14 protein-coding genes and 1 pseudogene are annotated in these 14,368 nt (G+C 41.6%); 11 read left to right on the top strand and 4 right to left on the bottom strand.

The window, feature by feature from the left end; genetic code table 11:
- Nucleotides 1–74 precede the first annotated feature (74 nt).
- A complete protein-coding gene (locus tag C6W18_RS15330) occupies nt 75–500 on the top strand; it encodes a MerR family transcriptional regulator (RefSeq protein WP_034320049.1) in 426 nt (141 codons plus the stop codon).
- Nucleotides 501–556: 56 nt separating this feature from the next.
- A complete protein-coding gene (locus C6W18_RS15325) occupies nt 557–1,747 on the top strand; it encodes an MFS transporter (protein ID WP_105928131.1) in 1,191 nt (396 codons plus the stop codon).
- A gap of 222 nt (nt 1,748–1,969) precedes the next feature.
- Here the strand turns inward: C6W18_RS15325 and C6W18_RS15320 are convergent, their stop codons facing one another.
- Nucleotides 1,970–3,523, bottom strand: coding sequence for an ABC-F family ATP-binding cassette domain-containing protein (locus C6W18_RS15320; RefSeq protein ID WP_034320045.1), 1,554 nt, complete (start codon nt 3,521–3,523; stop codon nt 1,970–1,972).
- Nucleotides 3,524–3,676: 153 nt separating this feature from the next.
- Here C6W18_RS15320 and C6W18_RS15315 point away from each other — a divergent pair, with 153 nt between their 5' ends.
- Nucleotides 3,677–4,819, top strand: a complete 1,143-nt coding sequence (locus tag C6W18_RS15315) for a DEAD/DEAH box helicase (protein WP_034320043.1) — start codon at nt 3,677–3,679, stop codon at nt 4,817–4,819.
- 36 nt (nt 4,820–4,855) lie between these two features.
- On the opposite strand, the gene C6W18_RS15310 is transcribed toward C6W18_RS15315, so the two are convergent.
- The gene (locus tag C6W18_RS15310; protein WP_105928130.1) at nt 4,856–5,860 is read right to left on the bottom strand and encodes an NADP-dependent oxidoreductase; all 1,005 of its coding nucleotides are present in this window, start codon (nt 5,858–5,860) and stop codon (nt 4,856–4,858) included.
- Nucleotides 5,861–5,981: 121 nt separating this feature from the next.
- Nucleotides 5,982–6,359, bottom strand: a complete 378-nt coding sequence (locus tag C6W18_RS15305; RefSeq protein ID WP_105928129.1) for a YfmB family protein — start codon at nt 6,357–6,359, stop codon at nt 5,982–5,984.
- A 221-nt stretch (nt 6,360–6,580) separates the two neighbouring features.
- Between C6W18_RS15305 and C6W18_RS15300 the strand changes: the two genes are divergently transcribed.
- From C6W18_RS15300 to C6W18_RS15265, 8 genes are all read left to right on the top strand, one after another.
- Nucleotides 6,581–6,928, top strand: coding sequence for a YflT domain-containing protein (locus C6W18_RS15300; protein ID WP_105928128.1), 348 nt, complete (start codon nt 6,581–6,583; stop codon nt 6,926–6,928).
- Nucleotides 6,929–7,885: 957 nt separating this feature from the next.
- Nucleotides 7,886–8,542, top strand: a complete 657-nt coding sequence (locus C6W18_RS15295; RefSeq protein WP_105928127.1) for a class I SAM-dependent methyltransferase — start codon at nt 7,886–7,888, stop codon at nt 8,540–8,542.
- Between the two features lie 146 nt (nt 8,543–8,688).
- A complete protein-coding gene (locus tag C6W18_RS15290; protein ID WP_142392813.1) occupies nt 8,689–8,886 on the top strand; it encodes a hypothetical protein in 198 nt (65 codons plus the stop codon).
- Nucleotides 8,887–9,117: 231 nt separating this feature from the next.
- Nucleotides 9,118–9,843 carry a GTP cyclohydrolase II gene (locus C6W18_RS15285; RefSeq protein ID WP_034320027.1) on the top strand — a complete coding sequence of 242 codons (726 nt, stop codon included), beginning with the start codon at nt 9,118–9,120 and terminating at the stop codon, nt 9,841–9,843.
- 32 nt (nt 9,844–9,875) lie between these two features.
- Nucleotides 9,876–10,679, top strand: a complete 804-nt coding sequence (locus C6W18_RS15280) for a formylglycine-generating enzyme family protein (protein WP_105928126.1) — start codon at nt 9,876–9,878, stop codon at nt 10,677–10,679.
- A gap of 4 nt (nt 10,680–10,683) precedes the next feature.
- Nucleotides 10,684–12,441, top strand: coding sequence for a WD40 repeat domain-containing protein (locus tag C6W18_RS15275; protein ID WP_105928125.1), 1,758 nt, complete (start codon nt 10,684–10,686; stop codon nt 12,439–12,441).
- A gap of 283 nt (nt 12,442–12,724) precedes the next feature.
- Nucleotides 12,725–13,810 carry a bifunctional diaminohydroxyphosphoribosylaminopyrimidine deaminase/5-amino-6-(5-phosphoribosylamino)uracil reductase RibD gene (gene ribD, locus C6W18_RS15270; protein WP_105928124.1) on the top strand — a complete coding sequence of 362 codons (1,086 nt, stop codon included), beginning with the start codon at nt 12,725–12,727 and terminating at the stop codon, nt 13,808–13,810.
- A gap of 112 nt (nt 13,811–13,922) precedes the next feature.
- A complete protein-coding gene (locus tag C6W18_RS15265; protein ID WP_223251732.1) occupies nt 13,923–14,282 on the top strand; it encodes a hypothetical protein in 360 nt (119 codons plus the stop codon).
- Here C6W18_RS15265 and C6W18_RS20350 read toward each other — a convergent pair.
- A pseudogene (locus C6W18_RS20350) lies at nt 14,229–14,368 on the bottom strand (hypothetical protein); the annotation flags it as partial. The gene C6W18_RS15265 and the pseudogene C6W18_RS20350 sit on opposite strands and share 54 nt — an antisense overlap.

The following is a 14,368-nucleotide window of genomic DNA, read 5'->3' as shown; positions in this document are numbered from 1 at the left end:
AAAACTTTGACGTTTACGTTAAGGTTATAAAGGTGTATAATAAAATATGAATTGATGAGCAGGAGGCACTGGCGATGGAATGGATGAAAATTGATCAAGTGGCGAAAAGAAGCGGTCTGACAAAACGGACGATTCGTTTCTATGAAGAGATTGGTTTATTATCAGCACCAAAGCGAACTGAGGGCGGTGTCAGACTTTACTCAGAGGACGACATGGAAGAGCTAGAGAAAGTAATGCAGGCAAAAGAGGTACTCGGCTTTTCTTTACAAGAGCTTCAATCGTTTATGGAAATAGGAAAGCAGCTAGAGTTGAATAAAGAAGGCTACTTGCTGTCACTTGATCCGAAGGAACGATTAGAGAAGCTGTTAGATATTGATGCGCAGCTTCATGAACAGCATCAATTGATTACAAAAAAGCTTGAAACCATCCAATCCTTTAAAAAGGATCTTGAAATGATGAAAGAAAGAGCGGCTCATGTCATTGAGCAATTACAAAAATAAACACCTCTGTGTGTTTATTTTATTTTGTCAACATTTGAAGGAAAGGTTCTGATGGAATGAAGGAAGAAGAAGTATTGAAACAGCGTACAAGTCTGCTTAGGCAGCCGAAAGCCGTTTGGGCTGTAGCCTTTGCGTGTGTGATTTCGTTTATGGGAATTGGGCTCGTAGACCCGATTTTGCCAGCCATTGCGTCACAATTACACGCATCTCCAAGTCAGGTCTCTCTTTTATTTACAAGCTATTTACTTGTGACCGGCTTTGTGATGTTTTTTACTGGCTTTATTTCTAGTCGTATCGGTGCCAAATGGACGTTATTAGTAGGACTCATCTTTATTATTGTCTTTTCTGCTTTAGGCGGTACCTCTTCAACCATTAACGAATTAATTGGCTTTAGAGGAGGATGGGGCATTGGGAATGCCTTATTCATTTCAACTGCACTCTCTGTCATTGTTGGTGTGTCTGTTGGGGGAAGTGCGAAGGCCATTATTTTATATGAGGCCGCACTAGGTCTTGGGATTTCTGTTGGACCGCTCCTTGGCGGTGAGCTTGGAACCATCTCTTGGCGCGGGCCATTCTTTGGCGTTGCAGTGTTAATGCTCGTGGCTCTTTTAGCCATTACGTTTATGCTTCCACCCATACAGAAGCCTCAGAAAAAAGTGAAATTATTCGAGGCTGTTGGGGCTTTGAAATATAAAGGGCTTTTAACGATGGCATCTGCCGCTTTCTTATACAATTTCGGTTTCTTTGTGCTTTTAGCGTATTCGCCATTTGTGCTCCACCTCGATGAGCATGGTCTTGGCTATGTCTTTTTTGGATGGGGGCTCTTTTTGGCTGTGACATCCGTTTTCTCAGCTCCAGTCATTCATCGCAAACTTGGTACATTGACTGCTCTTGTTGTTCTGTTTGCTTCGTTTGCTGTGATTTTATTCGGCATTGGGGTATGGACGTCACATGTTGTGGTGGTCATCTGCGGGATTGTCATAGCTGGGGGAATTCTCGGCATGATCAATACAGTGCTCACGACGGCTGTGATGGGCTCGGCACCTGTTGAGCGTTCGATTGCTTCATCTTCATATAGTGCCGTACGATTTATTGGTGGTGCGATTGCTCCTTGGGTTGCCGGAGTACTCGCTGAAGCCTATACAGCAAGCACACCTTACTATGTAGGGGCGGCTGTTGTTCTGCTAGGAATGATCATCCTGCTCCTTGGCCGAAAGCATTTGGTGAATATTCAAGCAGGTCATTAAATAGAAAAAAGCCTTATATCTGCATAAGATATAAGGCTCAGCGTGTAGACAAACCCTCGCATTCGTTGTCAGGTCTGCGTTCCGGTGCTCACGAATGTTCAATTCGCTCCGCTCCGGTACTCGTCCTTCCTAGACTTCAAAGGTTTTCTATCACGCTGAAAAGAAGACAAAGGGCAAAAATAAAGACCATTTTAGCCCTTTGTCAACAATCTGAAGCCTTTTTTATAATACTTTTGTCGTCCAAGATTCGCAATTCCATGTGTCTGTTGCGACATCTTGATAAAATTCAGGTTCGTGGGAAATCAATAAGACGCTGCCTTTATATTCTTTTAAAGCGCGTTTTAGTTCTTCTTTGGCATCGACATCCAAGTGGTTTGTCGGCTCATCGAGAACTAGTAAATTGGTTTCTTCGTTGATCAGTTTGCAAAGACGAACCTTTGCTTTCTCTCCACCGCTTAAAACAGACACGCGGCTTTCAATATGTTTTGTCGTTAATCCGCATTTTGCAAGGGCGGCTCTTACTTCATATTGCGTGTAAGAAGGGAAGGTGCTCCACACCTCTTCAATACAGGTGTTGCTGTTTTGCTCTTTTACTTCCTGCTCAAAGTAGCCAATGTGCAGGAATTCTCCGCGTTCAACCTCACCAGAAATTGGCGTAATCTCTCCTAGAAGACTTCGCAGCAACGTCGTTTTTCCGATTCCGTTTGCGCCGTATAACGCAATTTTTTGCCCACGTTCCATTTTCAAATTCAAAGGACGAGAGAGCGGCTCCTCATAACCGATCACTAGATCCTTCGTTTCAAAAATCAATTTCCCGGAAGTACGTGCAGGTTTAAAGTGGAATTCTGGTTTTGGCTTTTCTGCTGCCAATTCGATCATGTCCATCTTATCCAGCTTTTTTTGACGAGACATGGCCATATTTCTTGTGCTGACACGTGCTTTGTTTCTTGCGACAAAATCCTTTAATTCAGCCACTTCTTGCTGCTGCCTTTTATAGGCTGATTCCAGCTGCTGCTTTTTGACTTCGTACACTTGTTTGAATTGATCATAATCACCGACATAGCGAGTCAATTCCTGATTTTCGACATGATAAATCAAGTTAATGACACTGTTTAAAAACGGAATATCATGTGAAATGAGGATAAACGCATTTTCATATTCCTGTAAATAACGCTTCAGCCACTCAATATGCTGTTCATCCAAATAGTTGGTCGGCTCATCGAGAAGGAGAATTTCTGGCTTCTCTAACAGCAATTTTGCCAGCAGCACTTTCGTACGTTGACCACCACTGAGCTCTGTCACATCACGGTCTAGTCCTAGATCCGTTAACCCAAGACCTCTTGCAATTTCTTCTATCTTGGAATCAATGATATAGAAATCATTGTTTGTCAGTGCATCCTGAATCACGCCAACTTCTTCTAACAGCTTTTCTAGCTCATCAGGGTCAGCTTCACCCATTTTTCCATAAATGTCATTCATTGTTGCTTCCATGGAAAATAAATAATGGAAGGCATCTTGAAGGACGTCACGGATGGTTCTTCCCTTTTCTAGTACCGTATGCTGATCAAGGTAGCCGACACGGACATTTTTTGCCCATTCGACTTTTCCTGCATCTGGCTCTAGCTTACCAGTAATAATATTCATAAACGTTGACTTTCCTTCACCGTTGGCGCCGATTAAGCCGACATGCTCGCCTTTTAATAAACGGAAGGAGACTTCGTGGAAAATGGCTCTGTCACCAAAGCCATGGCTTAAATCTTTAACAGATAATATCATTTTTTACACCTCAAATAGATTCAAAAACGGCTAGTGCCTCTCATGATTATATCGAACTGTCCGGCTCGATAAAAGCATCAAAAGAAAAATTGCGTTTCAAAGCTGATTTTGAGATACTTAAGGATAGATTGAATCAGGATAAAGGAGATCGACATGACGGAAACTTGGGCATTTTTTAAAGAAGCAAAGCCATTTATTCAAGAGAACTTTGAAAAGGCTGGCTTCAAGCAACCAACAGCTATACAAGAAAAAACAGCAGAGTGGATTACGGAGAAGCGTGATGTGATCGCAGAATCACCAACTGGAACAGGGAAGACACTTGCGTATGTTCTGCCGCTTTTAAATAAAATTGATGTGAATATCAAACACCCGCAAGTCTTAATCTTGGCACCTTCAAGAGAGCTTGTGATGCAAATTTTTGATGTCGTGCAAGAGTTCAAACAAGGATCAGACATCAAAGCCATCTCCTTGATTGGCGGAGCGAACATCAAGAAGCAGCAGGAAAAACTAAAGAAACACCCGAACATCGTTGTGGCCACTCCTGGCCGCGTACAAGAATTAATCAAAATCAAGAAACTGAAAATGCATGAAGTCAAAACGATCGTGTTAGACGAAGCAGATCAGCTTCTTGTGCCAGAGCATATGAAAACAATCCAAGGGATCATTAAATCCACATTAAAAGAAAGACAAATCCTTTGTTTTTCTGCGACTTTGAAAGAGGAAACGATCCAACTTATCAAAGAAATGACATCTGAGCCAGAGGTATTGAAAATCGGCAGAAGCCAAGAAGAAGCGCAGAAGGTAGGTCACTATTATTTGTTATGTGATCAGCGGGATAAAGTGAAATTACTGCAAAAGCTATCGCGGCTTGAGGACATGCACGCGCTCGTCTTTGTCCGTGATATCACGAACTTAAGCATTTATGCAGAGAAATTAACGTATCACCATGTGGACCTTGGTGTGCTTCATAGTGAAGCGAAAAAAGCGGAGCGTGCTGTGATGTTGAAGTCATTCGAACAGCGGGAATTCCCGCTTCTTTTAGCAACAGATATTGCAGCAAGAGGCATCGATATCGATGATTTACCGTACGTGATTCATGCAGATCTGCCAAATGAAGAAGGCTATATCCACCGTTCAGGCAGAACAGGCCGTGCAGGCAAAGAAGGAGCTGTCATCAGCCTTGTCACACATCAAGAGCATGCGATGCTGAAAAAAATGGCGAAAAAGCTGAATATCTCGCTTGAGGAAATTGTGTATAAGCAAGGCCAGCTACATCTTGCGCCCAAGCAAGCATAAAAAAAGGACCCTTCCACATGGAGGGTCCTTTTCTTGTTATGAAATTTTGACAAGCTGTTTCCCGACATTTTCACCTTTGAATAGTCCAAGGAATGCATCAGGGATGTTGTCAAAGCCTTCAATGATTGTTTCTTTGTAAGTCAGTTTATCTTCTTTTACCCATTGAGCGAGATCCTTTGCTGCCTCTTCAAAACGATCTGAATAGTTGGCTACAATAAACCCTTGCATCAATGCGCTTGTTTTAATGAGCTTTGTTTGCACACGTGGTCCAATGTCCTCGCTTGCGCTAATGTTATAAGAAGAAATAGCGCCGCACACTGGAATGCGTGCAAAACGGTTCAAATGATTCATCACTGCGTCAGAAATCTCGCCGCCTACATTGTCAAAGTACACATCGACGCCGTTTGGACAGGCTTTAGCAATGGCATCATCCAAATCATTTGTTGTTTTATAATTAATGGTCTCATCAAAGCCCAGCTCTTTTAAATAAGCAAGTTTATCATCAGATCCGGCAATTCCGACGACGTGTGCGCCTTTGATTTTAGCGATCTGTCCGACAACGGAACCAACGGCACCTGCGGCTCCTGAAATGACAACAGTCTCGCCTTCTTTTGGCTGACCAATTGAAAGAAGTCCAAAATAAGCTGTTTGCCCAGGCATGCCCAAAATCCCTAAGTAATAGGATAATGGCGCAATGGATGGATCAATTTTTGTCAGAGACTCAGCTTTGGCAGTCGAATATTCCTGCCAGCCGAGGAATCCAAGGACAAAATCACCTTTTTCAAATTGAGGAGATGTTGACTCGACGACTTCTCCGACAACACCACCCTGAATCACTTCATTGAGTTTGAACGGAGGTGTATAGGATTTTGTATCCTGCATTCGTCCTCTCATATAAGGATCTACAGAAACATATTTCGTTTGAATCAAGACTTCGCCATCTTGCGGCACGGGTATATCAACTGTTTCAAAACGAAAAACATCTTTTGTAGGTAATCCTTTTGGACGTTTTGCTAATTGAATTTGCTTTTGTTGACTCATGTAAAATCCTCCCTTTCACTTGCATCCTAGATTTACATTAACATGATGCTTCTTTTCATTCAAAACATACGGTCTTTTCAAAACACATACAAAAAAGCAGTCACCATCTGAAAGAATGGGACTACTTTTTTTGAAAAGAGACAGAGAGGAGCGGCGGGAGACAACCAAACAGCTGATACACGTCCACATCACGTTCTTTTAACAAATATTCATTGGCATTTTGCATGGAGGCTTTCATCATATCGCGCGTCACAAAGGGAAAAAGGATATTCAAGTATGAGGACAACAGGTCTTGTGGATCTTGTTCAATCGACTCGATATCTCCAATGTTAATAATGATAGAAAAGAGATAATCAATGGAGATGCGGAAGTGCTGTTCAGCAAACAATGTAAGCGGCTTTGCTTTTGCTTCTTCAGGATTCCACTTTTGAAAAAGCTGTTTCACCAAATCACTGACAACCCAAGCATTAAACTGCTGCTCCGCTGAAAAATAATACATCAGCTCTACCTCATTTCTAGCCTCCAGTATAAGAATTGTACAACAAATCAACAGGAATGAACACGATGTTTCAGAATATTTAGTCATTTTTAAGGGATTTTTGTCAAAAATAAGTCAATAGGCACGGTAAATACATGCAGCAAAATGAATGTGCTGGTGGAAGGTTTAATGACAAAAGTGACGGGTAAAAGATTCGTAAGACGTTAAAGGAGGAATATAAAATGAAACCTGTTGTAAGAGAGTATTCAAATGATGAAACACTTCAACGAGATGTAGAGCAATTAAAAGAACTCGGTGTTGCAAGAGAGGACATTTATGTTCTGTCCCATGACGATGACCGAACAGAGCGTATTGCAAATAATGCAGATGCCAATACGATAGGTCCAAAAGAAGTTGGACTTAAACATGCTGTTGGGAATATCTTTAGTAAAAAGGGCGATGAGCTTCGCAATAAAATTCATGAGATTGGATTCTCTAAAGAAGAAGCTGAAACATTTGAAGAACACTTAGACGAGGGAAAAGTTCTTCTATTTGTGACAGATCACGAAAAAGTGAAAACCTGGGCGTAAACGCAAATCTTTAAAAAGCCTCTTACTTTTGTAAGGGGCTTTTTGTCATGTCTTCATGTCTGGATCAGACATCCATCTTTTTTACTATAATAAGAAAGTTCAAAGGATTGGAATAAATAGTAAATCGTCTAATTGAAAATGTAGAAATACCAAAGAGAATCATCAAAAAACAGAAAAAATAGTCGAAATATCACAAAAAATCATTCGGGAAATAATTATTATATATTTCATTTTTGTCTCAAAATGAAATAAAAATCTTGTGTAATTTAGTAGATAAATTTCTTGGTTCTATTGGTTTAAGTTGTATTTTTGTGTAGAAATATGTGTTTTGAGGTCAATAAACCACGAAAAATACCTGTATTTTCAATTAGAAAATTCATTCTAACGTTTAGGAAATAATTTGTTGACAAAATAAACTAAAAACAATATATTTGGCTTAATCCAGTCATTATGGAATTAGTTGTTAATATTCTGGTAGGTTAACACGAAGCATATTCTAGTGAAAGGTGGTGCATGCAACCAAGGTGCAAGCGTTTCTGAGGGATAAACATGTTTTACTAGACCAGAGAAAATGATCTTTTATTTGAAGAAGAAATGGAAGAATGATCGTCGTTCTAAACAATAGTTTGAACTTTCTACTACAATCAATGCTAGAAGTATCAAAAAGGTGTCATGCCACTCAGAGGAACACAAAAGAGAAAGCGGTTTCAATAAAACCTATGGATTGATCAAGCAGTTAAGGAGGTGAACTCATATGAAAAAAAGAGACAACAAGCTGAGGCGCCGCATCTTTCGAATGGCTGCATGTGAGGATGAGTGCTGAAAAAGAAGAGTGAACATGTGGGATGCTTCTCTCCTTTTTCAGAAAATAGATTTTCCTAAAAAATCCATCTATCATTCTATCATAAGGCTTTTTGCTTGAAAACCATCTGATTGTGAATTGAAGGAGGTCCCGTGATGAAAAAGGCTTTGTACCATGAAGACAGTGGATTGTATTTAGAAAAAATGCGCGTGGCATTTCAAGAACACTATGAACAAAGAACAGATATGTGGTCCACTGATCCGTCATTAACGGACGCAGCTGTGATGTCATTAAAGGCATGGCAATCAAGGGAAAAGGAAGCACTTGCTTCTGTGCTGGATATTGGGTGCGGGAACGGCCGGGCACTTGAACATTTAGACGGGCTCTCTGCATACGTCGGCATTGATCTGTATGAGCATGAGGAGTGGGAAGGGTTAAAGAAAAAAGAAACGATTCCTGTCCATTTTGTTCATCAGGATTTTATGTCATGGTCGAGTGATCAGGGGCGCAAGATGCAGTTTGATTTAATTTTAGATCATGGCTGTTTTCACCATCAACATCCTGATGATCACGAACGTTACTTAAAGCAGGTCACTTCTTTACTTCATGAAGGTGGCGTCTTTTCACTTGTTGTATGGGGAGAAGAGTGGAAAACAGGATTAATCGGAGAAGATGGCCGATTCCATTTTTCATTTTCAGATTCTCAGCTTGGAGAAAGAATTTGTACATCAGGTCTTGAGCTTGTATCGATTGCACCATTAAAAGCAAAGGCCGGAATCAGCCAGCATCATGTCATTGCCGTCAAAATCTAGTACAAAGGAGGATAAACGCGATGTTTGAGGTGATGGTTCTTGATGCAGGTTCAAGTCCAAGTGTTTAAGTGCTGCAATCATTGTAACTGAAAAGAAGTATCGTCTATTCATCCATGATGAGTGACGAGCTCAGATGGGACGCACTTATGGGACCAATAGCATTTAAAGGACCAGAGCTTCTAGTAAAGGTAGAAAGCAGCTCGAAGCTTACGGACCCATTCAAAAATAACCGGATGGTGTCGCTGCTCTTTCAGAGAATACAGCGTGTGAAGCTCGATTTCTGCTCCTTTGTACTGGACAAAGGCCAGATCGAAAAGTCGTCAGTTCTTCAGGCATTCAAATAAATGCAAATAAAGAATCTTTTACGAAAATAAAGGTACTGAACGATGAGAGGCATCGCGCATCCATTGAGCGAATGTATGCAGCAGCCGGTATATGTACAGGTATTTCCTCGTCAGGCATGATTGTAGCTGGAAATGGGTGCCCAGGACGATGGAGTGCGTACACATATTCATCACTCCATCACTGCGCTGCCAAAATCGAATTGGGTGCAGTGATCAATAGGGGGGAGACAAATGAACAAGTTTGTAGCTGAATTACAATCAATGATTCATCGTTTTACATTTCAAGAAAAAGACTATTTACTCGTGGGGCCAGTGAATCTGCCAATTTCTATTCAACATGAAGAAGTGCAGTTTAAATGGTATGCCTTTTCACCTGTTGATCCAGATACAAGGCCAACCATCGAATCCATTGTACAAATGAGTACCATGCAGCAAACATTTTCCTCTTGTCTCCTATTTGGCGACTTTGAAAATGAGGTACCGCCGCTTGTGCGAATTCATAGTGTCTGCCAAACAGGGGATGTGTTTGGGTCACTGAAATGTGATTGCGGTCCACAGCTTGCGTTATCGCTGAAGAAAATCACAGAACACGGAAAAGGCATGCTCGTGTATATGGCCAACCAAGAAGGGCGTTCCATTGGGCTGATGGCAAAAGCACTGACGTATAAATTGCAGGAAATGAAACTAGATACGTTTGAGGCCAATCGCCTGATCGGCTGCGGAGATGATGATCGGCATTACGAGGAAGCTGCGGCTGTATTGCACTACTTAAACAAAGGGAAACCATTGCATTTGTTAACAAACAATCCAGATAAAGTCGACTCCATTGCTGCTTACGGTCTTCCGGTTTTACGGTTTGATCATACAGTAGAAGCCTCTCTATATAACGAAGCGTATTTAAAGGCAAAGGCAGCCTCAGGGCATATGGTCGATGAGAAGAAGTTAATTAATCAGTAGATGAGTTTACTTAAAGAAGGCGGGAGAAAAGCGTGAAACCTGATATCAATTGGATTCAAATCCCAAGCGGCTATGCAACGATTGGAAGTAATGAAGAAGATATGAAAAAGGCATCAGAATTTTGGAAGGACAAGCTTCTCAATCCAGCCTATGGACGTGAGAAAAAATTTCAAAAATGGCTGTACAAAGAATTTCCATCCTATCAGCCGTATATCAATGAATTTTTTATCTCAGATACGGTCGTAACCAATGAATGGTATCAAAGCTATTGTGATGAAACAGGCCAGACCTATCCGGAGAGCTTAACGAACCCAGAGCTTGGCGGGGGAAAAGACCATCCAGCTTGGGGCATGGACATCGAGGAAGCCTTCTCGTTCTGTCAGTGGCTGAGCGGGAAGCTCGGATATGACGTTTCGGTCCCTACTGAAGAAGAATGGGAGTATGCTGCCCGGGGCAACACGAGACATCAATACCCGTGGGGAGATGAGTTCGATCCGTCCTACTGCAATACGCACGAATCAACTATTGAAAAAACGACACCTGTCCGGCATTACGAAAAGGGAAGATCCCTATTCGGCCTTTATGATATGGGAGGCAACGTCGAGGAATGGGTCAACACCAAATATCACGTATATGAAGGCGGCATCGAGGTTGTAGATGATTTAACGGAAACACTCGGCAGCGATTACTACATTCTAAAAGGCGGCTCCTTCGCAAGAGGCGGAGATTTATGCAGAGTCGCAAGAAGACACGGGAAGCACCCAGACCCCGTTTTTCGATTTACTGGTTTTCGTCTAGTTACTCGTCAAAAACAACATATAAAGGTGGGAGTGTAAAACGATGCATAGAGGACCAATTACTTCTGTTTTATCAACGGATCATGACCAAATTGTTTACACTGGCGGCTATGACCGCTGTATTTATAAGTGGGACCGGGCCACAGGAGAAGGAACGTTTATCGGGAGTCACGAGCATATCATTAACTCTTTATCTCTTTCTGAAAGTGGAAAGTATCTAGCGAGTGCATCGTCAGACTATACCATTCAATTGTATGATACAGGCACACAGACACGAATTCGTACGCTGTTTGGTCATGCGGATGATGTGGAAGCCGTCGCCTTTGCCAAACAGGATACCTTACTTGTATCGGTGTCTAGAGATAGAAGGTGCTTAGTATGGGATATCGAAACAGGAGCTATTTTAAGAGAATTCCATGGACATAGCAAAGATGTATTAGCTGTATGGATCCATGGAGATAAAGCTTATACAACAGGTGATGATGGTTATGTCCTTGTATGGCTATATGATACAGGAGAAATTGTGGGGGAAATTGGCCCATTTGATTATGAGCTGGACACAATCAGCGGAAGCAATCAAAAAGAAGTGTTCGCGCTTGGCAGAGACGATGGTACCGTCATCATATATGATGCGAACTCCTTACAAGAGAAAAAAATCATCAAAGCCCATTTACAAGGTGTAAAGCGTGTGAATTTTTCTCCGAGTGGAAATTACTTGCTGACAGCGGGCTATGACCATTTAATTAAGCTATGGAATTATGAAACGGGTGATTTAATTGATACCCTCCTGCCTCATAAATATCAATGGGAGCGCTCGCTTGTCTGGACGGAGGATGAGAAGTCAATTCTGGGAGCCAGCTTTGGAAAAACGTATTGTGAATGGTCCATTGAAGAGGGAAAAGTCATATCTGATGAGATTGAAATGGCGACACCATCTATTAATGATATTGCGTTGACTAATGCGGGTGATATCATTACTGCATCAGATGACGGAAAATTCAGAAAAAATGGGATCGAAATCGCAAAATCGACAGGCGTTTTAACAAATGGAGTGGCTGTCGCACGGGATGGAAGCTATTATGCGTGGGGAGATCATGCAAGTCAGGTGCACATTGTACACGAATCATTACAGCAAATGGTCTCTTTTGACCTCAACACAGGTCCTGTCAACAGCGTGTATTTCCACGAAGAGGATCGCCAATTCTATATTGGAACTTACGGCGGTTATGTGCATGTCATTTCGACAGAACATTTAAAGGAAATTGGCCGTTCCAAAGCACATGATTGTGCTGTCAAAGCATTAAAGGTAGAAGGAGATCATATCATCACAGCCGCGGTAGAAGGTACCATCTGTCTTCTGGATAAGAAGAGTTTGTCTTTAAAAGCGGAATACATTGGTGCGACAGAGCTATTAAATGATGTATTTATTGATAGCAAAAGAGACCGTATTGCCATTGTCAGTCGTGATAAGAATGTCAGATTGTTTGATTTGCATACAGGTAGAATTTTAGACCAGCACAATGAGCATCAATATTCCATTAAATCAGTCACTGTCACAGATTCTGGCTATATTGTGAGCGGAGATTATTGGGGATACATCGTTGTGTGGAATCCAGAGCTAGATGTCAATACAGGTCCAATCCGAATTGCCAAGAATGGGATTAGTGCAATCAGACAATTAGGAAATGATGTGTATGCTAGCTCATATGACGGCGGTATTTATCATATTAGAGAAGATGGCACGCATACGGAAGTTTTGCGCTTATTTGAACAATTTCCGGAAGAAGTAATCTCTCATTAAGAAAAAGAATGTAAGCGGGGGATTCTCATGATAAGTGTTTGCAAGGAACATATGAAAAAAGGTCTAACTGTTCTCAATTGTCCGCATGTGCTCCTCATTAATAAATATGAATGTCGCAAATGCTGTTTTTGTAAACAACGAGCATCGTATAAACTTTTTTATTCCTTGCCTTACTATGATCGATCTGAAAAGAAACGGATGGAAACAATATAGCACATGAGAATAGAACTCCTTCATTTCCTGAAGGAGTTCTTTCCCTTGAAAGAGAAGAAAGGAGCCGCAGATGAAAGACGATGTTTTTTATATGAAGCTAGCTATTGCTAACGCAAAGGCGATGAAAGGACAAACCTCACCAAATCCACTTGTCGGTGCAGTCATTGTTCAGCGCGGGGAGATTGTTGGGATTGGTGCGCACATGAAGGCTGGCGAGCCGCATGCTGAAATTCATGCACTGCGAATGGCAGGAGAAAAGGCGAAGGGAGCTGACATGTATGTGACACTCGAACCTTGTACGCATCAAGGGAAAACGGGTCCTTGCACACAAGCCATCATCAAGAGTGGGTTGAAACGTGTGGTCATTGGCACTCAAGATCCGAATCCGCTTGTAGCAGGTAAAGGAATGACCATTTTGAAAGAAGCAGGGTTAGAAGTTGAAGAAGGAATATGTAAACAGGAAGCAGACCGCTTAAATTTGCCTTTTTTTCATTTGATTCAATCAGATCTTCCTTATGTCATATTAAAATCAGCTATTTCAATAGATGGAAAAATTGCAACGGCTCATCAAGAAAGCAAATGGATCACCGGAACAGAAGCGAGAACAGAAGTGCAGCGTTTACGTCAAGAAGCAGATGCGGTGATAACAGGAGTTGAAACGATTATTCATGATGATGCAGGTTTAATTGTGAAGGATTCATTCATCACTCAGCCTATTCGTGTCATTTTAGATTCAACTTTAAGGATTCCGCTTCATGCGAAATGTTTAACAGATCATATGGCAGAAACCATTATTTGTACCTCACAAATGTACGATCAAAAAAAGTATGATCAGCTTGTGAAAAAAGGGTATGAAGTATTTGTCACAAACGGGGAACAACGGACAGATCTTCATGAAGTGTTAAACATGTTAAAGAAGCGTTCTGTGATGTCGGTACTTGTAGAGGCAGGAGGAAGCGTGAGTGCATCATTTTTAGAAGCGTCACTTGTAAATGAAGCTGTTATTTATATGGCACCTTTATTGATTGGTGGAAAACATGCGCCTACTTTCTTCGAAGGAGAAGGTGTGAAAAAACTAAAAGAGGCGATCCGTCCAGCGGATATTGAATATAGTATGGTAGGAAAGGATTTAAAAATGACGATGAGATTTCAATGAAAGAAAGACCTTGTGTATGGAGCGCAAGGTCTTTTCGATATGTCCAAATAAAAATAAAAATGTACATACACCTTTCCTGGTGAGGATGAATACGATGGATGGGGGTGATTCTATGAAAAGATGTAGACAATGTGGAAAAACCTATCCAACTCATTCGAAAGACCACTACCAAAAAAAGAGCTGGTATGATGGGTATAAGGATGATGGATGGGAATGTGATAGTTGTAAGAAAGGAAAATCAGTGAAAAATCCTTGCTGCGGAAAGGATCCCTGTGTTTGTGTCATTCAAGGTCGGCCAGGCAGAAGAGGTCCAGCAGGTCCAGCAGGTCCAGCAGGTCCAGCGGGCCCGATAGGTCCAACGGGAGTAGGCTTAACTGGCATCGTGGCATTTGATCCAGCGGTAGCCCCGACTTATCCAGTAGGTCAAGTGGTCTTTCCATTCGAGCTTTTGAATCGCTGTCTCTCTTCCTAAAGGACACCAACCTCTTTGTTGAAAAATAGATTCCTTACTTGATCGAATCGGACGGCCCGTGAGATGAGCCAAGTACCATTCATTTG

It is taken from the genome of Bacillus sp. LLTC93 (assembly GCF_002993125.1).
Taxonomy (GTDB): Bacteria; Bacillota; Bacilli; order Bacillales; family Bacillaceae; genus Bacillus; species Bacillus zhangzhouensis.
Note: the sequence above shows the minus strand (reverse complement) of the source record. Positions and strands in the feature narration are given on the sequence as shown.